Here is a 21,890-nt window from a genome sequence, read left to right as displayed (position 1 = left end):
GGGCCGATCAAGGTGATCACATGAAACGTACTCTTGGCACGTGTTATTATCCCGAACATTGGCCGGAAGAGATCTGGGAGGCCGACGCGCGCCGCATGGCGGAAACCGGCCTCACCTGGGTCCGGGTCGGCGAATTCGCCTGGTCGCGCATCGAGCCCTGTGAAGGCAAGCTGGAATTCGACTGGCTCGACCGGGCCATCGAAACGCTTGGTCAGGCGGGGCTGAAGGTGGTGCTCGGCACGCCGACGGCAACTCCACCCCGCTGGGTGGTTGAAAAACATCCCGACATGATCGCCGTCGATGCCGACGGCAAACCGCGCGGCTTCGGCTCCCGCCGCCACTACTGCTTTTCCCATGAGGGCTTCCGGCGGGAAAGCGACCGCATCGTCGCTCTGGTCGCCGGGCGCTACGGCAAAAACCCGTATATCGCCGCCTGGCAGACCGACAACGAGTATGGCTGCCACGACACCATCCTGTCCTACTCGGAGGCCGCGCTGAAAGCCTTCCGCCTCTGGCTCGAAACCCGCTACGGCAGCATCGAGGCGCTGAACCGCGCCTGGGGAAACGTCTTCTGGTCGATGGAATATGCCTCCTTCGACGAGATCGGCCTGCCAAACCTGACCGTCACGGAGCCCAACCCGTCGCATACGCTGGCTTTCCGGCGCTTTTCATCCGATCAGGTTGTCGGTTTCAACAGGCGGCAGGTGGAGATCATTCGCAAGGTCTCCGACGCGCCGATCAGCCACAATTACATGGGCCGGTTCACCGATTTCGACCACTTCAAGGTCGGCGACGACCTGGAGATCGCAACCTGGGACAGCTATCCGCTCGGGTTCCTGGAAGACCGGGTCGGTGCCGACGACGCCTGGCAGCGGGCCTTCGCCCGTCAGGGAGACCCGGATTTTCAGGCCTTCCACCACGATCTCTACCGCGCCGTCGGCAAGGGGCGCTGGTGGGTGATGGAACAGCAGCCCGGCCCGGTGAACTGGGCCCCGCACAATCCGGCGCCGCTGCCGGGCATGATGCGGCTGTGGGCCTGGGAAGCCTATGCCCATGGCGCCGAGGCGGTCTGTTATTTCCGCTGGAGACAGGCCCCCTTCGCGCAGGAACAGATGCATGCGGGCATGCTGCGCCCGGACAACGCCGATGCCCCGGCCTTGCTGGAAGCCCGCAGGGTCGCCGACGAATTGCGGCAAGCCCCGGATGTCTCGGCCCCCCGGGCTCCGGTGGCGCTGATCTTCGATTACGACGCCGACTTCGCCTGGACCACCCAGCCGCACGGCGCGGGTCTCAGCTATTTCCAGCTGGTTTTCGAAACCTACAAGGCCCTGCGCAAGCTCGGCCTGTCCGTCGACATTCTCCGCGGTGAAACCCGGGATTTTTCCGGCTACAAGATCGTTGCGGCGCCCGGGCTGATCTATATGCCCCAGGATCTGAAGAAGGTCCTTGCCGACGCGGATGCGAAAGTGGTTCTGGGACCGCGCACGGCGGCCCGCAATGCCGACATGGTGATCCCGGTTCCGCTCCCCCCGGACATGCCGGGGCTGGACGTGACCGTCTCGCGCGTCGAAACGATGCGGCCCGACATGCCTATGCCGCTCAGGGGCGGCGGCTGTTTCACCGGATACCGGGAAGAACTCGAAGGGGCCGCGGATACCGTTTTTGAACTGGAGGACGGCCAGCCAGCGATCCTGCGCTCAGGCCATCTGACCTATGTCGGCGGATGGTGCGATGAAGCCGCCCTCAAGCGGCTCTATTCGGAACTTTGCCGGGACGCCGGCATCGAGACGATGGACCTTGAAGGCGGCGTACGCTGCCGGGACACGGACGGGTTCCGGATATGGACCAACTACGGTGCCGAGTCCGCGGACACACCCGCCGGACGCATGGAGGCCGCCGGGGTGTTGCTTGAGCGGAAGCGGGAACCGGTTCGCAGCGGGATTTAACCGGTACCGGCCTCATCCTGAGGAGCGCCCCCGCGCGCGTCTCCAAGGATGAGGATGAGACTGGTTTAATAGCCCCAAACCTCAGGCCGCTTCGTTGTCCACGAGCTGCCTTATGATCGAGGCATAGTTCTCGGCTCCCTGCGCGCCGGAGATCATGTGCCGGCGTTCGAAGATGACGGCGGGGACTCCCTCTATGCCGTTCTGTCTCCAGAAACTTTCTTCTTCGCGCACCACGTCGGCAAAACGTCCGTCCTCGAGAACCCGAACCGCCTCGTTCCGATCAAGGCCCTGACCAGCCGCGATATCCGCCAGGGTTTCCGTGTCGCTGACATCCTTGCCATCTTTGAAATAGGCTTCGAACAGCGCCATCTTCAGCGGATGTTCCTTGCCTTCCGGTCCGGCCCAGTGAATCAGCTGGTGGGCCTTGAAGGTGTTCACCATCCGCATGTCGTCCGTGAAACTGAAATCAAATCCGAGCCCGGCGCCAAGCCCGGTCAGCCGGTCGCGTGTTTCCTGGGACTGCTCCGCGGTGGTCCCGTATTTGCGCATGATATGCGCGCGCAGGTTCTCGCCTTCCTGCGGCATGTCCGGATTGAGCTCGAAAGGATGCCACTTGATCGCCGCCGAGGCACCGGTATTCTCGATCGCCTGTTCCAGCTGCTTGAAACCGACGATGCACCAGGGGCAGACAACGTCGGAAACGATGTCGATCTGCAGGATGTTCTCAAGGTCGTCCGCGTCCAAACCCGTCGTCATGAAGTGTTCCTTCCCGAAGGTCTGCCTGCGCCAGGCGGGTCTTCGACGCGCCTCGGAGCAGCCTGCCGTTATTCTTCTCCGATTCCCATATAGAGAACAATTCGCGGCGCGGAAAGGTTGTGATTATTTCAGGAAAACCCGTTTCTCCTCCGCCGCCGCCTCAGCGATAGCATGAATGACGGCTTCGAAATGCAGGGCCTCCCTGAAGGACGGCACCGCCGGACGGTCTTCGCAGATCGCGCGCAGAAATTCATGCACCTCGATAACCTTCAGATCGTTGAAGCCGAGCTGATGCCCGGGAGCCGGCACGAAGTGTCCGTAGGGCGGGTGTTCCGGACCGCTCAAAAGCGTCTTGAAGCCCTGTTCGGCCATCGGTCCGCGGTTCTGGTAGAGCCTCAGTTCGTTCATGCGCTCCTGGTCGAAGGTGATCATGCCTTCCGTGCCGTGCACCTCGAAGGCGATATAACTCTTGCGGCCCCAGGCGCTGCGCGAGGTGGAAATCACGCCATGAACGCCGTTTTCGAATGTCAGCAGCGCCGAGGCGATGTCCTCGTTTTCAACCGGCCTGTGCTCGCCGGAACCCTCGCCCACCGGCCGTGTGGCATGAACGGTTCTGGTTTCGGCGACAAGGCTTTCGACCGGTCCGACCAGGGCCGCGGCCAGGGACACAAGATGACAGCCGAGATCGCCCAGGGTACCGAGCCCGGCATCGGCCCTCGTCGCCCGCCAGGTCCAGGTAAGGTCGGGGTCGGCCTGATAGTCCTCGTCGACCATGCCGCGAAAATGCACGATCCGGCCGATGGCCCCCTCGGCGATCAGCCCGCGCGCATGGGCGATGGCCGGATTGTGCAGATAGTTGTAGCCGACAATGGTCTTGCCGAGGCTCTTGTCCGCCAGAGACCGCATGGTTCGCGCATCCTCCAGCGTCAGCGCCATCGGCTTTTCCAGATGCACATGCTTGCCGGCCGCGAGTGCGGCCAGCGCCATGTCCTTGTGCACCTTGTTCGGTGTCGTGATGCAGACGATATCGACCTTCGGATCGGCGATCAGCTCCCGCCAGTCGCTCGTCGAGCGGGCGAAACCGAACTGGTCCGCGAAACCCGCCGCCTTGTCGGCCGGCACGTCGCACAGCACTTCCAGCCGGGGGGCCGGCACGTCGCCGAATACGGCTTTCACCGAACCATAAGCCAGCGCATGGCACTTGCCCATGAAGCCGGTACCGATCAATCCAATGCCGAGACTTTTCATATTGCTGATCCTCATGTCGAGCCGGCTGTGTTCCCTCGCACCTCATCCTGATGAAGCGCGGAGTGCTGTCTCGAAGATCGGCGGCATACTCTTAAAGCAAGCTGCCCATATTCGAGACAAACCTGCCGTTCCTCCTCACGATGAGGGTTTTGACCGGCAGATCATTTTTCTCTCACACTTCGTCGTCCCATGGCTTGACCACGGGACCCATGCCGTTGCGTTTCCAGTCGCACGGCCTGACCTGCGGCACCGCAACGGTATGGAGTACCGGGTCAAGCCCGGTAATGACGATGAATTAAGTGACCCCACCTCAGATCTCGTCCATGCCGACTGCGCGGCGTTCGGCGATCGACTTCAGGGCGGCCTCCGCCAGCGCCAGCGCCTTCAGGCCGTCCTCGCCGCTCGGAGACGGCGCCTTGCCGCTGCCGATGGTCTCGACAAAAGCGGAGATCTCCGCCGCATAGGCGTCCAGATAGCGGGTCATGAAGAAATCGTGCAGCGGAGGCCGGGTATAGCCTTCCCGCGTTGCCAGTTCGATCGACACCGGCCGCACGTTTTCCGCGGAGACGGCACCCATGGAACCGTGGACCTCGATACGCTGGTCGTATCCATAAGTCGCGCGACGCGAGTTGGAAATGGAACACTGCTTGCCGGAGGCGGTGGTCATCACCACCATGGCGCTGTCATAGTCGCCGAGCTTGCCGATTTCCGGGTCGATCAGTACGGAGCCGGTCGCGTAGACGGTCGCAACCTCTTCACCGAGCAGAAACCGCGCCATATCGAAATCATGGATGGTCATATCCCTGAAAATGCCGCCGGAGGTCTGGACGTAAGATGGCGGCGGCGCGCCCGGGTCGCGGGAGGTGATCTGTACCATTTCGACATCGCCGATCCGGCCTGCGTCGATAGCATCGCGCACCGCCTTGAAATGCGGGTCGAACCGCCGGTTGAAACCGATCATCAGCGTCGCGCCAAGCTCCTCGACCGTCTTGAGACAGGACTTCACCCGGTCAAGCGACAGGTCGATGGGTTTTTCGCAGAACACCGCCTTGCCGGCACGGGCGAACTGCTCGATCAGGTCCGCATGTGTCGTCGTCGGTGTACAGATCACCACGGCGTCGACATCATCGGCCGCCGCGATCTCATCGATTGTCCGCACGCTGGCGCCGTAGCCCGCGGCGAGAGTTTCAGCAGCCTCCGCAAAGGCGTCCGCAACGGCGACAAGCCTAGCCCCGTCAGCGGCGGAAACCGCCTTGGCGTGCACCTTGCCGATACGTCCGGCGCCGAGCAGCGCGATCCTGATAACCATGTTGTCCTCCCACGGGGTAAAGCCGAACATCGCCAGTGATCGCGGCTTGCAAAATTAGAATAAAAATTCCAAAATCACTTTAAACGGAATGTGTCAAGCTGGAAAAGAAGAAACAGATGACGGATACAGACTCGGGCCAGCCTCTCCCGACCTCACCGCCCGAAACCATTGACGCCTTTTTCGAGCGCCTGGGCGCCACAGCGGAGCACCTTCCCAAACGGCTGAAACAATTCGCCGATTTCATCGCGGCCAACCCGGATCGCGTCCCCGTTTCGACGGTGGCCGAACTCGCCGAAGGCGCCGATGTGCAGCCCTCCGCGGTCATGCGCTTCTGCCAGGAAATGGGATTTTCCGGATATTCCCAGATGCAGAAACTGTTCCGGTCCGATTATTCCCAGAAATGGCCCGACTATGCCACCCGGCTGGCAAAACTGCGCGACCACGGCACGGAATCCCCTTCCGCATTGCTTGCGGAATTCGTCGAGGTCGGACGTTCTTCGCTGGAAAACCTGCTGACAACCGTGGATCCGATTGCCCTGCAACAGGCGGTCGATGTTCTCGCGCGGGCCGAAACCATTCACATGATCGGCTTCCGCCGCGCCTTTCCCGTCACCTCCTATCTTGCCTATGCCTTTGAGAAAATGAACGTGCCGGCAGTCCTTCATTCCGGCATCGCCAATATCAACATGGAGCACCTGATCCGCCCCAACGACGCAGTGATCGCGGTGACCTTCGCACCCTATACGCAGATGACCATAGACATGGCCACACAGGCGCGCTCCAACGGCGCGGACATTGTCGCCATCACGGATGTGGTCACAAGCCCTCTGGCCCGGCTGAAAGCCATTCAGCTTCTGGTCTCCGAACTGGATGTCGGTGCCTTCAGAGCTCTGTCGGCAAGCCTGTCACTTGCCATCTCTCTGGCTGTATCAGTAGGCGCGCAACGCAACCGGATTTGACGTTTTTGAAAAAAATCTGTTGCACAAATTCAAAAATAGAATTTAAATTCCAAAAGTGGCCCTGAGACCTCGCGGCCACCGACGACTTCTGAAGACGTGGGCAGCTACATTTGGCCCGCGGCATCTGTTCTGGGAGGAACACATGAAAAAGACATTTATCGCGATGGCCGCCGCGGCCGTTGCCTTCACCGGTCTGTCAACGCCGGCATCGGCGGAGGGCGAGCGCTTCGTTCTGGTCAGCCATGCGCCGGACAGCGACAGCTGGTGGAACACCATCAAGAACGCTATTGCCGTCGCCGGCGACCAGATGGACGTCGAGGTGGAATACCGCAATCCGCCAACCGGCGACCTGGCCGATATGGCCCGCATCATCGAGCAGGCCTCCGCCTCCAATCCGGACGGCATAATCGTCACCATCGCCGACTTCGACGTCCTGTCCGGCCCGGTCTCCAACGCGGTCGCCAAGGGCATTCCGGTAATCACCATCAATTCCGGCACCGAGGAACAGTCCAAGAAGCTCGGAGCGCTGATGCATGTCGGCCAGCCGGAACTCGACGCGGGCAAGGGCGCAGGCGAAAAGGCCAAGGCAGCCGGCGTCACAAGCTTCCTGTGTGTCAACCACTACATCACCAACCCGGCCTCCGTTGAGCGGTGCCAGGGTTACGCCGACGCGCTCGGTGTCGAGCTTGGCGGCCAGATGATCGACAGCGGCCAGGACCCGGCGGAAATCAAGTCCAAGGTCATGGCCTACCTGCAGAGCAACCCGGATACCAACGGCATCCTGACCCTCGGCCCGACCTCCGCTCATCCGACCCTCGCGGCTCTCGAGGAATCGGGTAAATCCGGAACCATCCATTTCGGCACATTCGACCTTTCCGGTGAAATTGCCGAAGGCATCAAGTCCGGTGTGATTGCCTTCGCCATCGACCAGCAGCCTTATCTTCAGGGCTACCTGCCGGTGGTGATCCTGACCAATCTGGCTCGCTACGGTGTGGTCCCCGGCAATTCCATCAACTCCGGCCCGGGCTTCGTCACCAAAGACAACATTGCCCTGGTGGAAAAATACGCCGGCGAGTACCGCTAGCTCAAAAGACCTCCAATCTGAACAGATTGGAGGTCCAAAAGTTGATCGAGTTTAAACTGGCATCTCGTCCGCAGTCAGCGTGAGAGGCGGTCCGCCGTCTCTCACTTCTGAAAGACCATTTCCGGAACAAGATTATGCGGCCGGACCGCATGCGAACGGGAAAGGCCCCGGCCTGGATTGTTTCGCTCAGGAAGCGGCCGGCTGTTCCGGTACGCAGGAGGACCTTCATGGCGGAGACACAAACCGCAGCCACTCCCGACCAAGACGAACGCATCCGGGAGATGTCGACTTTTCGCAAGGCGCTGATCCGTCCCGAACTCGGCGCAATCTGCGGCACGATTCTCGTCTTTGTATTCTTCATCGCCATTGCCGGCGACAGCGGCATGTTCGCTCCCGAAGGCATCATCAACTGGGGTACGGTGTCGGCTCAGTTCGCCATTATCGCCGTCGGCGCATGCCTTTTGATGATCGCGGGCGAATTCGACCTCTCGGTCGGCTCCATGATCGGGTTCTCCGGCATCGTCATGGCCTTGATGACCGTGCATTGGGGATTGCCCGCCTGGTTCGCCATCCTGGCCGCGTTCGCGCTGACGCTCACCATCGGTGCGCTGAACGGCTTTCTGGTGATCAGGACCGGCCTGCCGTCCTTCATCGTCACACTTGCCTCTCTTTACATTCTGCGCGGTCTCACGATCTTCATTTCCATTACGACGACCCGCAAGACCATCATCGGCGGCGTGCGCGAGGCGGCCGAGGGCGATCCGATCGCCTGGCTGTTCGGAGGCAAGGTATTTTCCGGCCTGTTCGTGTGGCTCGCCGATCTGGGCGTGGTCGGCAAGTTCGTCGCCGGCCCCCGGGCGGGACAACCGGTTGTCGAGGGCATTCCGATGCTCATGATCTGGGCGCTTGTCCTGATCGTCTTCGGCCACATTCTTTTGACCCGCACCCGCTTCGGCAACTGGGTTTTCGCCTCCGGCGGCGATGCTCAGGCGGCCCGCTATGTCGGCGTCCCGGTGAACAGGGTCAAGATCCTGATGTTCATGTTCTCGGCTTTCTGCGCCACCGTCTTCGCCACCTGCCAGGTGATGGAGTTCGGCTCTGCCGCCGCCGACCGCGGCCTGCTGAAGGAATTCGAAGCCATCATTTCCGTGGTGATCGGCGGCGCGCTGCTCACGGGAGGCTATGGCTCTGTGGTCGGTGCGGCACTCGGCGCGCTGATCTTCGGCGTGGTCCAGCAGGGCCTGTTCTTCGCCGGCGTCGAAAGTTCGCTCTTCAGGGTGTTTCTCGGCGTGATCCTGCTGCTCGCCGTGATCCTCAATACCTTTATCCGCCGCATGATCACGGGAGAACGCTGAAATGTCCGCTCCATTGATCGAACTCGTCGAAATCGAGAAGCATTTCGGTCCGGTCATAGCCCTCAACGGCGTCTCCGTCTCCGTCGATGCCGGTGAATGCCACTGCCTGCTGGGCGACAACGGTGCGGGCAAGTCGACCTTCATCAAGACCATGTCCGGCGTCCATAAACCGACAGGCGGCAAGATTCTGGCGGAGGGCCGGGAGATCAGTTTCGACAGTCCCCGCGACGCCATGCTGGCCGGAATCGCGACCGTCTATCAGGACCTTGCCATGATCCCGCTGATGTCGGTGACCCGGAATTTCTGGATGGGCCGCGAACCGCAAAAGCGTGTCGGCCCGTTCAAGTTCTTCGACTTTTCCGAGGCCAACGAGATCACCATGACCGAAATGGCCAAGATGGGTATCCGTCTGCGCTCGCCGGATCAGGCGGTCGGGACGCTTTCCGGCGGAGAGCGGCAGACTGTGGCCATCGCCCGCGCGGTCTATTTCGGCGCCAAGGTGCTGATCCTCGACGAGCCAACCTCCGCCCTCGGTGTCCGCCAGACGTCGAACGTGCTGGCGACCATCGACAAGGTGCGTAAAAACGGCATCGGTGTTGTCTTCATCACCCACAACGTGCGCCATGCCATGGCGGTCGGCGACCGGTTCACAGTCCTGAACCGCGGCAAGACCCTTGGCACCGCGAAGCGCGGGGACATCAACGCCGAAGAACTGCAGGACCTGATGGCGGGCGGCCAGGATCTGGCCCAGCTGGAAGGATCCCTGGGCGGCACGGTCTGACCTGAACCGTTCAATTGACGGAATGTGCATGTGAAGAAACTCGATGTCATAACCATCGGCCGCTCTTCGGTCGATCTCTACGGAGCGCAGGTCGGCGGCCGGCTGGAGGACATGGCGTCCTTCAACAAATATGTCGGCGGCTCTCCCACCAACATGGCGACCGGTACGGCGCGGCTCGGCCTCAAATCCGGGCTGATCACCCGTGTCGGCGATGAGCACATGGGCCGCTTCATCCGCGAGGAGCTGGAACGGCACGGCATCGACACCACGGGCGTCGTCACCGACAGGGAACGTCTGACCGCCCTGGTTCTGCTCGGCATCCGCGACCAGGAACAGTTCCCGCTGATCTTCTACCGTGAGAACTGCGCCGACATGGCGCTGTGCGAGGAGGATATCGATCCGGCCTTCATCGCATCGGCGAAGGCCGTGGTCGCGACCGGCACGCATCTGAGCCACCCGCGCACCGAAGCCGCTGTCCTCAAAGCGCTCACTCTTGCCCGGCAAAGCGGCGCGCAAACCGCGCTCGACATCGACTACCGCCCCAACCTGTGGGGCCTTGCCGGCCATGGCGACGGCGAAAGCCGCTTCATCGCTTCCGAAAAGGTGACCGCGAAGCTGCAGGCCACGCTGCATCTCTTCGACCTCATCGTCGGTACGGAAGAGGAATTCCATATCGCCGGCGGCACGACGGATACGATCCAGGCGCTGAAAAACGTCCGCAAGGTTTCCGGCGCGACCCTGGTGTGCAAACGCGGCCCCATGGGCGCTTCGGCCTTCGCGGGCGACATCCCGGAAAGCCTGGACGACGGCGTTTCCGGTCCCGGTTTCCCGATCGAGGTTTTCAACGTGCTCGGCGCCGGCGACGGTTTCATGTCCGGCCTGCTGAAGGGCTGGATCACCGGTGAGGACTGGGTGACCAGCCTGACCTATGCCAACGCCTGCGGCGCCTTCGCGGTTTCCCGTCACGGCTGCACGCCCGCCTATCCGAGCTGGGAGGAACTGCGGTTCTTTCTGAAGCGCGGTGTCAGGACCAAGGCCCTGCGCCATGACCGGGAGCTTGAGCAGATCCACTGGTCCACCAATCGGCACCGGTCCCATGACGGCGACTGGTCAACCATGCGCGTCTTCGCCTTCGACCACCGCGTTCAGCTTGAGCAGATGGCCGACGAGGCCGGTGCCCCTCATGCGCGGATCGGCACGTTCAAGACCCTTTGCCTCGATGCGGCGCTTAACGTCTCCGGCGGCCGATCCGGCTACGGCATTCTGTGCGACAGCCGTCTCGGCCGCGAGGCGCTTTATCGGGCCGCCGGAACCGGACTTTGGATCGGACATCCCGTCGAGTGGCCGTCCTCGCGGCCCTTGACCCTGGAACCGGAACTGGGCCCGGATTTCGGCGGCTTGTCCGAATGGCCGGCCGAGCACGTGGTCAAGGTGCTGTGTTTCTACCATCCGCATGACACCGAAGGCCTGAAGGCGCAGCAGGAGGACACCCTGAAACGGCTTTTTGCCGCCTGCCGCCGCAACCGTCTTGAAATGCTTCTGGAAGTCATTCCTTCCAAGATCGGGCCGGTCGAGACCGACACCACGGCTCAGATCATCCGCCGCATCTATGAAATCGGCATCTATCCGGACTGGTGGAAGCTGGAGCCGATGACCTCCCAGGAAGCCTGGGCCAAGGCCTGCGGCGCCGTCACCGACAACGATCCGCATACACGCGGCATCGTGGTGCTCGGCCTCGACGCACCGGAAGACCGGCTGGCGGAGAGTTTCTCCGAAGCCGCCCGCTTCGAACTGGTCAAGGGCTTCGCGGTCGGCCGGACCATCTTTGCCGACTCGGGCCGCAAATGGTTGGCCGGCGAAATCAACGACGAAGCCGCAATCGCCGAAATGACCGCCCGTTTCGAGCGGCTTTGCCGTATATGGGACAATGCCCGTTCCGAAGCGCGCGCAGCCCACCCACAAGGAATTCCCGCATGAGCACCATCCGTCTGACGGCCGCTCAGGCCATGATCCGCTTTCTCGCCGCGCAACTGACCGAGGATGGCGACCGCTTCATCGACGGTGTCTGGGCGATTTTCGGCCACGGCAACGTCGCCGGCATGGGCGAAGCCCTGGAACAGGCCGGCAATGCCCTGCCCACCTGGCGCGGCCAGAACGAACAGACGATGGCCCATACGGCGATCGCCTTCGCCAAGGCCAGCAAACGCACCCGCGCCATGGCGGTCACCTCCTCCATCGGGCCGGGAGCGACCAACATGGTCACAGCGGCGGCCCTTGCCCATGTGAACCGCCTGCCGGTACTGCTCATTCCCGGAGATGTTTTCGCCAACCGCGCCCCCGACCCTGTCCTTCAGCAGGTCGAGGATTTCGGTGACGGCACCGTATCCGCCAACGACTGCTTCCGTCCGGTTTCCCGCTACTTCGACAGGATCAGCCGGCCGGAACACCTGTTGACCGCCCTGCCCCGGGCGTTTCAGGTCATGACCGACCCGGCCAACTGCGGACCGGTGACGCTGGCATTCTGTCAGGACACCCAGACCGAGGCCTACGATTATCCCGAAAGCTTTTTCGAACCGAAGGTCTGGCGGATCCGCCGCCCCGAACCGGACAGCCGTGACATTGCCGAGGTTGCCGACCTGGTGAAGGCAGCCCAAAATCCGGTGATCGTCTGCGGTGGCGGCGTTATCTATTCGCAGGCGGAGGAGACCCTTGGAGACTTCGCCACGCGGCACGGCATACCGGTAATCGAAACCCAGGCCGGCAAGTCGGCTCTGGCACAGTCCCATCCGATGAATTTCGGTGCCGCGGGTGTAGACGGGGCGGAGAGCGCGAACAGACTGGCGGAGACCGCCGATCTGGTGATCGGCGTCGGCACGCGCTTCCAGGATTTCACCACCGGTTCCTGGTCCCTGTTCAGAAAGCCCGGCCGCAAGCTGGTCTCCATCAACGTGCAAGGCTATGACGCTCTGAAACACGGGGCGGCAGGAGTCGTGGGCGACGCGAGAATCTCACTGGAAAGGATCTCCACGGCGCTCGGCGATCACAAGACGGCAGCTTTCGATGCCCACTCCCGGCTCGACTGGCTCGCCAGGGTGGATGCCCATTGCAGCGCGCGGACCGGTGTGCCGGAAGACTATCTGCCGCTCGATGCGGAGGTCATCGGGGCCGTCCAGCGGACCGCGACCGACAAAACCATCGCCATGTGCGCCGCAGGCACCATGCCGGGCGCCCTGAAGCTGCTGTGGCAGTCGCCGCAGGGCGGCTATCACATGGAATACGGCTATTCCTGCATGGGCTACGAAATTGCCGGCGCGATGGGCGTCAGGCTTGCCCGGCCGGATCGCGATGTTGTCTGCTTCGTCGGCGACGGCTCCTACATGATGGCCAATTCCGAACTTGCCACCGCGGTCATGCGCCGGGTGCCGTTCACGGTGGTCCTGACCGACAACCGCGGCTACGGCTGCATCAACCGGCTGCAGATGGGCACCGGCGGCGCGCGTTTCAACAATCTATACGCGGACTGCAATGTCGAGGCGCAGCCGGAGATCGACTTCGTCGCCCACGCGGCCTCCATGGGAGCCCACGCGGTCAAGGCGAAAGATATCGCCGATCTCGAAACGCAAATCCTCGCCGCCCGCGACAGGCCGGTCCCGACGGTCATCGTCATCGATACCGATCCCATGCACGGGCCCGGGGAAAGTGGCGGCGGCGCCTGGTGGGATGTCGCGGTGCCGGAAGTCTCCTCCCGCCCCGAGGTCAACAAGGCGCGCGCAGGCTACCTCGACGCGCTGAAACACCAGAACCTCGTGGACTGAGGGGGAGGGGCGACAGAGAGACCAGACACCGTCCCATCCCGACGTCATCCCATGGCTTGACCATGGGATCCATGCCGATCGCCCCCCAACCGTGAGGCCATGCTTTTGGCATGGTCACGGCATGGGTTGCCGGGTCAAGCCCGGCAATGACGGAGAACGGAAGGACCTCAAAACCAGCAGTTCAGCACTTAGCCATCACCACCCTCATCCCGACGAGGACCGATAGGTCCGTATCGAAGGACGAGGCCTATGAAAGATACAGTCAAACCAAACGTTCTCTCGAACGCGACAGGACACTACCCATGATCCTTTACGGCACCAACCCGATTGCCTGGGCCAATGATGACGACCAGACGCTCGGAGCGCATATCCCGACGGAGCAGATCCTCACGGAAGCCTCGCGGATCGGCTTCGACGGCATCGAGAACGGCCACCGCTGGCCGGACGATCCCGAGGAGTTGAAGCAGCTTCTGGGCGGCCACGGCCTGAAATTCATTTCCGGCTGGTATTCCCTGAACCTGCTCGCGCGGTCGGTCGAGGACGAGAAAAAGGCGATCCAGCCACATCTGGACAAGCTGAAGCATAATGGCTGCAAGGTCTGCATCGTCTGCGAGACTTCCAACACCATCCAGGGCTCGGATATCGACATCAACAAGAGCCCGGTGCTCGGCGCGGATGAGATGAAGGCCTTCGGCGCGAAGGTCGAGGACCTCGCCGCATTCTGCGCCGGCCAGGGCATCGACCTCGTCTATCATCATCACATGGGCACCGTTGTGGAGACGCCGCGGGAGATCGATGCCTTCATGGCGGCGACCGGACCGGCCACCAAATTGCTCTTCGATGCCGGCCACTGCTATTTCGGCGCAAATGGCGGAGACCCCGCGCCGGTCCTTGAAAAACATGCTGGCCGCGTTCGTCACTTTCATGCCAAGAACGTGCGTCCTTCTGTCATGAAGGACATCCGTGACACCGCAAGTTCGTTCATGGATGGCGTGCGCGCGGGTGTCTTCACGGTGCCGGGCGACGAAGAGGGCGGCGTCGATTTCATCCCGCTGCTCCAGATCCTCAAGGACACCGGCTATCAGGGCTGGATCGTCATCGAGGCCGAACAGGACCCCGAAGTCCGCAATCCCTTCCAGTACCAGAGCCTGGGATTGAAAACCCTGAAAGAGATCGCGAGAAAGGTGACATTGACATGAGCGAGTTGCTCCGCAAACCGGCCGGAACGACCGGCAAGGTTCACGATATCACCGTCGAAAGCGCGAAGGGACCGAAGTCGCCCGACTGGGGATATGTCGGCTTCGGACTGTACCGCCTGAAGGCGGGCGAGACCGTCAGCGAGGAAACCGGTGACCTTGAGGTCATCCTCGTAATGATCGAAGGCAAGGCCGAGGTCTCCGCCGGCGGCGAGGACTTTGGCGAGCAGGGCGAGCGCATGAACGTGTTCGAAAAGCTGCCGCCGCACTGTGTCTATGTGCCGAACGGCACCGGATGGTCGGCAACGGCGACCACCGACTGCACCATCGGCGTCTGCACGGCTCCCGGAAAGGGCGGCCACAAGGCGTGCGTCCTGCCGGTTCCACAGCAGGTGATCCGGGGCAAAGGGGCCAACACCCGTTATATCTTCCCGATTGCCATGGAGGAAACGGATGTCGCCGACAGCCTGCTCGTCACGGAAGTGTTCACGCCGCCGGGCAACTGGTCGTCCTATCCGCCGCACCGGCACGACGAGGACAATTATCCGGAAATGACCTATCTGGAAGAGACCTATTATCACCGGCTCGATCCGGACCAGGGCTATGGCCTCCAGCGTGTCTTCACCGAAGACGGCTCACTGGATGAAACCGTTTCCGTCAGCAGCCACGACGTGGTGCTGGTGCCCAGGGGTCATCATCCCTGCGGGGCCCCCTACGGCTATGAGATGTACTATCTCAACGTCATGGCCGGTCCATTGCGCAAGTGGCGCTACCAGAACCACCCGGAGCATGACTGGATCGCCCAGCGCGACGCCGGGTAAAATCCTTTTGCCGCTTTCCCGGATCGACAGGCTTCCAATCGGACTCAATTGGAGGTCTGTCGATCAAATACGTTTTGCGTTTCCGGTTCGAAAGACCGGCGGTCAGGCCGGTTCCAGACAGTCCACCAGCGCCCCGCGGTGCTGGATGACCCTGCCGGCCAGGCCGGCTCCGGCCGTGACAGCGTCTTCCACATTCTCCGACGTGAGATATTCCGCCAGAAATGCGGCGTTGAAGCTGTCTCCAGCGGCTGTCGTGTCGACGATGTTGCTGACCGGCTTTGGCTGAAAGGCGCGCAGATTGCCCTGCCGGGCGCAGATGACTTCCTCCGGCCCGTTCTTGACGACCACCATTCCCGCGCCCGCCGCAAGGTAGCGCTCCGCGCTGGCCTTCGGATCGGCGTCGCCGAAATGGGTGATTTCGTCTTCGAAGGAGGGCATGACGAAATCGCAGACGCCGGCCGCTTCGGTCACGCAGGTGCGCATGGTCTCAGCGTTTTCCCAAAGACGCGGTCTGAGATTGGGATCGAAAGCGACCTGAGCCCCCGCTCTCCGCGCGGCGCGCAGGGCTTCCAGAAGCGATGTCCGGTCGCTTGCGGGAAGAATCGCCAGGGTGATGCCGCTCAAATAGATCAATCCTGCCTGATCGAGCGAGGCGTCCAGAGCGCACCGGTCCGCTGCGAGGCAGCGCGCCGCCGACTGGGACCGCCAATAGGCGAAGCTTCGCTCTCCATCCTTCAGTTGGATCAGATAAAGACCGAGGGTGCGCTCCTCCAGCCTGCGGACGGCACTGATGTCGATATCCGCGGCTTGAAGGAATTCGAGCATCTCGTTCGACACCTGATCGGTGCCTACCGCGGTGTAATAGCTGACGCTCCAGTCTTCGCCCAGATATTTGCGCGCGTACCACGCCGTGTTCAGGGTATCCCCGGCAAAGCCCATCACATAGGTGCCGCTGCCGCTCGGGGCCATTTCAACCATACACTCACCAATGGCCAGGAACGTCTTTGACAAGGGGGCACTCCTTCAACGGGTAAAAACCCGGAAAAACTTAAGGCGGACAATCCGCGGAAAAGCACGATTTAAATCCATTAGCATAGGTCGCCGTCAAAGGCCTAGTGCCCGAATGCCAATCTGCCTGTTCAAAGCGGTTTGGCAGGAACCGGACTGTCATAATGCAGTGGAAATCACTTGATCCCGGCGCGCATGAAGCTTTGTACGAACTGGCGCTGGAACAGAAGGAAGGCAAGCAGCAGCGGCCCTGACGTCATCAGCGTGGCCGCGTTGATGACCGACCATTCGACCCCGCTGTCGATGGCCGAAAACACGCTCAGCCCAACGGTGACCGGGCGGGTTTCGACGGAATTCGTGACGATCAGCGGCCACAGGAAGTTGTTCCAGTGGTGACTGACCGAAACAAGGCCATAGGCCAGATAGGTCGGCTTCGCGAGCGGGATATAGACCTTCCACAGGACGGTCAGGAAGGAAGCCCCTTCAATGCGCGCCGCTTCGTCCAGTTCCTTCGGGACGGTCATGAATGTCTGGCGAAGCAGAAAGATGCCGAACCCGGACGCGACATAGGGCAGCGCGATGGCCGGAATGGTGTCCACCAGATGCAGAAGGCGCATGGTCTGATAGTTCTCCACCATCAGGATGTCCGGCATCACCAGAAGCTGCAGCAGGACGAGCGCGAAAAGGATGTTGCGGCCGGGAAACGCGAAGCGGGCAAAGGCATAGGCCGCCAGGGTGCACAGGATGAATTGACCGGCCAGGATCATGGTCACGAGAATGAACGTATTGAGGAAATAGCGTGCGAAAGGCGCCGCGTCCCAGGCCTTGACGAAATTTTCCAGCGTCAGCGGCGCGAACAGCTCGAACCGGGCTTCATAGGCGGCGGGATGAAAGGCGGTCCAGACCGCATAGGCGAGCGGCAGCACCCAGATGAGCGCCAGAGCCCAGGCGGCGAAGACGTTCAGGAACCGGTCCAGGTTCGTCGCAAGCCCGCTCATTTGTAGTGCACCTTGCGGTCGAAGAAGAAGAACTGGCTGATGGCGAGCAGGGAAAGGAGGATCAGCAGAGCCACGGTGAGCGTTGCGCCGTAGGCGGTCTCCCAGAACCGGAAGGCGACTTCGTAAATATAGAACAGCAGCAGGGCGGACGCATTGTCGGGTCCGCCATCCGTCAGGATGAAGATGTGATCGACAAGGCGGAAGGAATTGATCACCGCGTTGACGCATACGAACAGCGTCGTTGGCATCAACAGCGGAAAGGTGATCCTGCGGAAGATCGTCCAGCGTCCCGCCCCTTCGATCTGCGCCGCCTCCTTCAGGTTGACCGGGATCGATTGCAGCGCCGCCAGATAGAAGATCATGAAGAAGCCGGCCTCCTTCCAGACGGTCACGACAATGATGGCGTTCAGCGCGGTGTCCGGATCGCCGAGATAGTTGGTGGCCGGCCAGCCGAACAGAAATCCGGTGATCTGGTCGAAAAGGCCGAAACCCGGCGTATAGAAAAACAGCCAGATATTGGCGACCGCGATCAGCGGCAGGACCGTTGGTGTGAAATAGGCCATGCGCACGAAGCTGCGCCCGAGCAGCTTTTCATTGACCCACAGCGCCATGACGATCGCCAGCGCGACCGAGACCGGGATCGTTCCAAGGGCGAACCAGAGATTGTTCCACAGCACCTTCCAGAACACCGGATCGCCGATCATGCGCTCGTAGTTGTCGAGACCGATGAATTTCGCCTGCCGCCGGCCGCGCGGCGTGGAGAAGAAGCTGTTCAGGATCGTTGTGACCGCGGGGATATGCGTGAAGGCGAACAGAAACACCAGCGCCGGCAGCAGCAGCAGCCAGCCCGTGATCCATTCGCGCCTGAAGACCAAACCCCGCATTGCAGAAATATCCGAAGTCCTGAAGATTTCACGTTCGTTCCGGAACCGCCCGGAAGATGTTTCAAAATGAAGGAAAGGCGGTGCGCCGGGTTTCAACCCGGCGCTCCGCTCTTCCGCTGTATCAGCGGTACTCGGCGAGAATTTTGTCCGCCTCGGCCTGGGCTTCCTTCAGAGCCGTCGCGGCATCTTTCTTGCCGGTGATGACCGCCGCCAGGGCATCGTTGAAGATGCCGGTGACGCGCTGGTTTTGATAGGTGGAGAGCTCGGCTTTGGCGAATTCCAGCTGGTCGCGGGCGACCAGGGCCGGAGCGAAGTCGGCCGCGTAGGCTTTCATCGTTTCGGTTTCCCAGGTTTCCGGGCGCGGTGCGACGTAACCGGTCGCGATGGTCCATTTCGCGGACTGTTCCGGTGCGGTGATCCACTGGACGAATTTCACGGCAGCCTTGTTCTGCTCATCGGAAGCTCCCTTGAACAGGTAGAAGTTGCCGCCGCCGGTCGGGGCGCCGCGCTGGACTTTTTCCGGCAGCATGGCGACGCCGAACTTGAAGGGAGCGTTGTCGCGCACGTTGGTCAGATTGCCGGTCGAGGTCCACATCATCGCCGTCTGGCCCTCGAAGAAAGCCTTCGGGGTTGCGCCCCACTCGACGATGCCCGGCGCCATGATTTCGTATTCGGTGCTGAGATCGACGAGAAACTGCAGCGCCTCGACGACTTTCGGATCGTCGAAGTTGGTCTTGTTGCCTTCCGCGTTCGCCAGGATCGCGCCGTTTTCAATGGCAAGCCCCTGGAACAGCCAGTAGGGGAAGCCGGAAGACGGAATGCGCACGCCCCACTGGGTCACGTTGCCGGAGGCATCCTTTTTGGTCAGCTTCTTGCCGAACTCGACCATCTCGTCCCAGGTTGCCGGAGCGACTTCCGGGTCAAGACCGGCTGCCTCGAAGGCTTCCTTGTTCCAATAGAGAACCGGCGTGGAACGCTGGAAGGGAATGCCGTAGGTCTTGCCGCCGGTCTGGCTGTTTTCCATGAAAGCGGGATAAAAACCGTCCACCCATTTCTTGTCTTCATCGGTGGTGAGATAATCGTCGAAAGGTACGATCAGGTCTTCGTCGATCAGGGTGAACATGTCCACGGACAGGATCACGGAAAGCTGCGGAGGATTGCCGCCGCGCGACGCGGTGATCGCCTTGGCGACAGTGTCCTGGTAGGACCCGGCATAGACGGCATCGATGGTCACATCCGGGTTCTGGGCGGCATATTCGTCGGTCAGTCCCTGAATGGTTTCGGCGGCCTTGCCACCGACGGCGACAGGAAAATAGAATTGCAGGTCGACAGCCTGAGCGGAGGCCCAGGTGCTGAACGAAAGCGCCGTTGCGGCAACGGCTTTCAGGAGGAAGGACTTCAACATCGGTTCAGTTCCCAAGGTTTGAGCATCCGCACCACTGCGGTCGGTCTGCGCGGGCGCGCGCAGTTCGTTCAGGAACGCAATTGCGCTCCGTATTCCGAAACGAGATCGTCCCGGCGCCTGCCGGTCTGCCCGTCGAACACATGCAGGGCGCCGCTCTCGAAGCCAAGATCGATGGACTGCCCGGGGACGACGGGTTTTGTCGTCGGCAGCCGCACCTGGAAAGCGGTTCCGCCAACCACACAGTCGGCCAGGATATCCGCACCCAGATATTCAAGCGCGCGGACCGAAGCGGTCACCGGCCCGCCATCCTGAAGGTGCATGGCTTCCGGACGAATGCCGAGCTGGTGTTCCGCTGCGTTGGCGAGCCTGCCGAAGGCCCTTGCCGGAAACAGGTTCATCGGCGGCGTGCCGACGAACCGGGCGGCGAAGGGGCTCGCCGGTTTCTCGTAGAGTTCGCGCGGTGCGGCAGCCTGCTCCAGGCGGCCTTCGTTCAGGAGCACGACCTGATCGGCCATCGTAATGGCTTCCACCTGATCGTGGGTCACATAGACCATGGTGAATCCGAGCTGCTGCTGCAGGGCGCGGATTTCCACCCGCATCTCGTGACGCAGCTTCGCGTCGAGATTTGAAAGCGGTTCGTCCATCAGGCAGATCGGCTTCTCGCCGATGATGGCGCGGCCCAGCGCGACACGCTGCTGCTGGCCGCCGGAAAGCTGCCCCGGCTTGCGCTCCAGAAGCGTGGAAAGACCCAGCAGGCCCGCCACCCTGGCGAGCCGCGCATCCCTGTCGGCCCGCCCGACCCGGCGGACCTTGAGACCGAAAATGATGTTTTCCGCGACACTCAGATGCGGAAAGAGCGCATAGGACTGGAAGACCATGGACAGATCGCGTTTGGAGGACGGCCGGCCCGTCACGTCCTCACCGCCGATAAGGACCCGCCCCTCGCTGACATTTTCCAGGCCGGCGATCATCCGCAGGGTTGTCGACTTGCCGCAACCGGACGGTCCGAGCAGGGCAGTGAAAGACCCCTCCGGAATATGGATTGAGAGCCCGTCGACGGCCGTGGTCTCACCCCATCTTCGGGTGACACTCTCCAACTGGATGGGCTTGCCGGTGCGCGGTGGCAGGTCACCGGTCATCACGATCAGCTCCCGTCATCGGCGACATGAACCTCCGTCTTGGTGCCCTGAAGGCCGGCAAGAATAGCCTGCGGTACGGACCGGTCCGTGAAAACGGCGTCCACATCGCTCAGATGCCCCCCGCGGACATGCGCGCTGCGCCTGAACTTGCTGTGATCGAGCACCAGGAAGGACCTGCGGCAATTGGCGAGGATCGACTGCCGGGCGGCCACCTCGTCCTCGTGGAAATCCAGCAGCGTGCCGTCTTCATCGACCCCGGCGACACCGAAAATGCCGATATCGACCTTGTAGTTGGAAAAGAAGGCCTGCGCCGACGACCCCAGCACGTCCCGGTCGCCGTGCCGCAGGCGGCCGCCGGCGATGGTCACCTGGAAGGTCGGGTTGACGGAAGCGGTGAAGGCGACATTCAGGTTGTTGGTGAAAATGGCCAGATTCTCGTGGCCGGTCAGCGCCTGCATGACGATTTCCGGTGTCGTGCCGATCGAAAAGGCCAATGACCTGTTGCTCTCGATCTCGCCCGCCGCCAGCGTCGCGATCAGCTGTTTTTCCGGAAGATTCAGGATCTGCCGGGTGGAATAGTGGATATTGGAAGCGGGTGCCGGAGGCTCGACACCGCCATGTGTCCGCCGCAGGATCCCCAGCTCGCACAGACCGTTCACGTCGCGGCGGATCGTCTGGGTGGTCACTTCAAAACGTTCGGCCAGCTCCTCCACCGAGGCGAAGCCCGCCTTTTGCACCAGATCGGCGATTTCCGCCTGGCGTTTCGAAATGTCTATTTGCCCAAGCATATGTTTCCAACCTGTCTCATCCAGTTCGCCCCGGCCGGCGCCGTTGCCAAACTCTTCCCGAGGATTTCGGCGGACTCGAAAAAGCTCGGCTTCGAACCTCGATAAATCATTTTCATATGAACCTTATTCGACGCTCATATGAAAATGATGTGACAGTTCTTGTTCTCGTGACCGCCATCTGACGACCATTCTACGAGCTGCGGACGACTTGTACCGGGAAAATTTGACAATCGGGGAAATGCAAAAGCCGGTCCGAACAGTCGGGAATTCAATTAACCGGCTAAGGTTTAATCTCCAACGAAAACATCGCAAACGCAGAATCTGACGACCAAATGTAATTTTTCAAATTTTCACCAAACTTTACTTTTAGTGTAATGTAATAAAGTAACAAATACGGT

General features: G+C 61.6%; 18 protein-coding genes. 9 read left to right on the top strand and 9 right to left on the bottom strand.

Going from position 1 to position 21,890, the window contains the following annotated elements; genetic code table 11:
• Positions 1–20: 20 nt before the first annotated feature.
• Positions 21–1,946: a beta-galactosidase gene (locus CLV41_RS23360; RefSeq protein WP_103224887.1), complete on the top strand. Its 1,926-nt coding sequence runs from the start codon at positions 21–23 to the stop codon at positions 1,944–1,946.
• Between the two features lie 81 nt (positions 1,947–2,027).
• On the opposite strand, the gene CLV41_RS23355 is transcribed toward CLV41_RS23360, so the two are convergent.
• From CLV41_RS23355 to iolG, 3 genes are all read right to left on the bottom strand, one after another.
• Positions 2,028–2,702: a DsbA family oxidoreductase gene (locus CLV41_RS23355; protein ID WP_103224886.1), complete on the bottom strand. Its 675-nt coding sequence runs from the start codon at positions 2,700–2,702 to the stop codon at positions 2,028–2,030.
• A 123-nt stretch (positions 2,703–2,825) separates the two neighbouring features.
• Positions 2,826–3,950, bottom strand: coding sequence for a Gfo/Idh/MocA family protein (locus CLV41_RS23350; RefSeq protein ID WP_103224945.1), 1,125 nt, complete (start codon positions 3,948–3,950; stop codon positions 2,826–2,828).
• 310 nt (positions 3,951–4,260) lie between these two features.
• Entirely contained in the window at positions 4,261–5,259 is a 999-nt protein-coding gene (gene iolG, locus CLV41_RS23345; RefSeq protein WP_103224944.1) for an inositol 2-dehydrogenase, read from the bottom strand.
• A 116-nt stretch (positions 5,260–5,375) separates the two neighbouring features.
• Between iolG and CLV41_RS23340 the strand changes: the two genes are divergently transcribed.
• The 8 genes from CLV41_RS23340 to iolB all read left to right on the top strand — a co-directional run bounded on the left by CLV41_RS23340 (position 5,376) and on the right by iolB (position 15,270).
• On the top strand, positions 5,376–6,218 hold the full coding sequence (locus tag CLV41_RS23340) for a MurR/RpiR family transcriptional regulator (RefSeq protein ID WP_103224885.1): 843 nt from the start codon (positions 5,376–5,378) through the stop codon (positions 6,216–6,218).
• A 142-nt stretch (positions 6,219–6,360) separates the two neighbouring features.
• Positions 6,361–7,302 (top strand): sugar ABC transporter substrate-binding protein, encoded by a 942-nt coding sequence (locus CLV41_RS23335; RefSeq protein ID WP_103224884.1) that lies wholly within the window; start codon positions 6,361–6,363, stop codon positions 7,300–7,302.
• A gap of 227 nt (positions 7,303–7,529) precedes the next feature.
• The gene (locus tag CLV41_RS23330; RefSeq protein ID WP_103224943.1) at positions 7,530–8,657 is read left to right on the top strand and encodes an ABC transporter permease; all 1,128 of its coding nucleotides are present in this window, start codon (positions 7,530–7,532) and stop codon (positions 8,655–8,657) included.
• A 1-nt stretch (position 8,658) separates the two neighbouring features.
• Positions 8,659–9,438: an ATP-binding cassette domain-containing protein gene (locus tag CLV41_RS23325; RefSeq protein ID WP_103224883.1), complete on the top strand. Its 780-nt coding sequence runs from the start codon at positions 8,659–8,661 to the stop codon at positions 9,436–9,438.
• 30 nt (positions 9,439–9,468) lie between these two features.
• On the top strand, positions 9,469–11,415 hold the full coding sequence (locus CLV41_RS23320; protein WP_103224942.1) for a bifunctional 5-dehydro-2-deoxygluconokinase/5-dehydro-2-deoxyphosphogluconate aldolase: 1,947 nt from the start codon (positions 9,469–9,471) through the stop codon (positions 11,413–11,415).
• Positions 11,412–13,253 carry a 3D-(3,5/4)-trihydroxycyclohexane-1,2-dione acylhydrolase (decyclizing) gene (gene iolD / locus CLV41_RS23315; protein WP_103224882.1) on the top strand — a complete coding sequence of 614 codons (1,842 nt, stop codon included), beginning with the start codon at positions 11,412–11,414 and terminating at the stop codon, positions 13,251–13,253. Before CLV41_RS23320 ends, iolD begins: the two co-directional genes overlap by 4 nt.
• Before the next feature lie 302 nt (positions 13,254–13,555).
• Positions 13,556–14,452, top strand: a complete 897-nt coding sequence (iolE, locus tag CLV41_RS23310) for a myo-inosose-2 dehydratase (RefSeq protein ID WP_103224881.1) — start codon at positions 13,556–13,558, stop codon at positions 14,450–14,452.
• Positions 14,449–15,270: a 5-deoxy-glucuronate isomerase gene (gene iolB, locus CLV41_RS23305; protein ID WP_103224880.1), complete on the top strand. Its 822-nt coding sequence runs from the start codon at positions 14,449–14,451 to the stop codon at positions 15,268–15,270. Before iolE ends, iolB begins: the two co-directional genes overlap by 4 nt.
• A gap of 102 nt (positions 15,271–15,372) precedes the next feature.
• Here the strand turns inward: iolB and CLV41_RS23300 are convergent, their stop codons facing one another.
• From CLV41_RS23300 to CLV41_RS23275, 6 genes are all read right to left on the bottom strand, one after another.
• Positions 15,373–16,281, bottom strand: a complete 909-nt coding sequence (locus tag CLV41_RS23300; protein ID WP_103224879.1) for a sugar kinase — start codon at positions 16,279–16,281, stop codon at positions 15,373–15,375.
• A 173-nt stretch (positions 16,282–16,454) separates the two neighbouring features.
• The gene (locus CLV41_RS23295; protein ID WP_103224878.1) at positions 16,455–17,276 is read right to left on the bottom strand and encodes a carbohydrate ABC transporter permease; all 822 of its coding nucleotides are present in this window, start codon (positions 17,274–17,276) and stop codon (positions 16,455–16,457) included.
• A complete protein-coding gene (locus CLV41_RS23290) occupies positions 17,273–18,160 on the bottom strand; it encodes a carbohydrate ABC transporter permease (RefSeq protein ID WP_208987694.1) in 888 nt (295 codons plus the stop codon). The genes CLV41_RS23295 and CLV41_RS23290 overlap by 4 nt, the downstream gene beginning before the upstream one ends.
• A 121-nt stretch (positions 18,161–18,281) precedes the next feature.
• A complete protein-coding gene (locus CLV41_RS23285; RefSeq protein WP_103224877.1) occupies positions 18,282–19,565 on the bottom strand; it encodes an ABC transporter substrate-binding protein in 1,284 nt (427 codons plus the stop codon).
• A 68-nt stretch (positions 19,566–19,633) separates the two neighbouring features.
• Positions 19,634–20,704 (bottom strand): ABC transporter ATP-binding protein, encoded by a 1,071-nt coding sequence (locus CLV41_RS23280; protein ID WP_103224876.1) that lies wholly within the window; start codon positions 20,702–20,704, stop codon positions 19,634–19,636.
• A 5-nt stretch (positions 20,705–20,709) separates the two neighbouring features.
• Positions 20,710–21,492 (bottom strand): DeoR/GlpR family DNA-binding transcription regulator, encoded by a 783-nt coding sequence (locus CLV41_RS23275; protein ID WP_103224875.1) that lies wholly within the window; start codon positions 21,490–21,492, stop codon positions 20,710–20,712.
• Positions 21,493–21,890 lie beyond the last annotated feature (398 nt).

Origin of the sequence: Roseibium marinum (assembly GCF_002906165.1) — a bacterium.
GTDB lineage: Bacteria > Pseudomonadota > Alphaproteobacteria > Rhizobiales > Stappiaceae > Roseibium > Roseibium marinum.
Note: the sequence above shows the minus strand (reverse complement) of the source record. Positions and strands in the feature narration are given on the sequence as shown.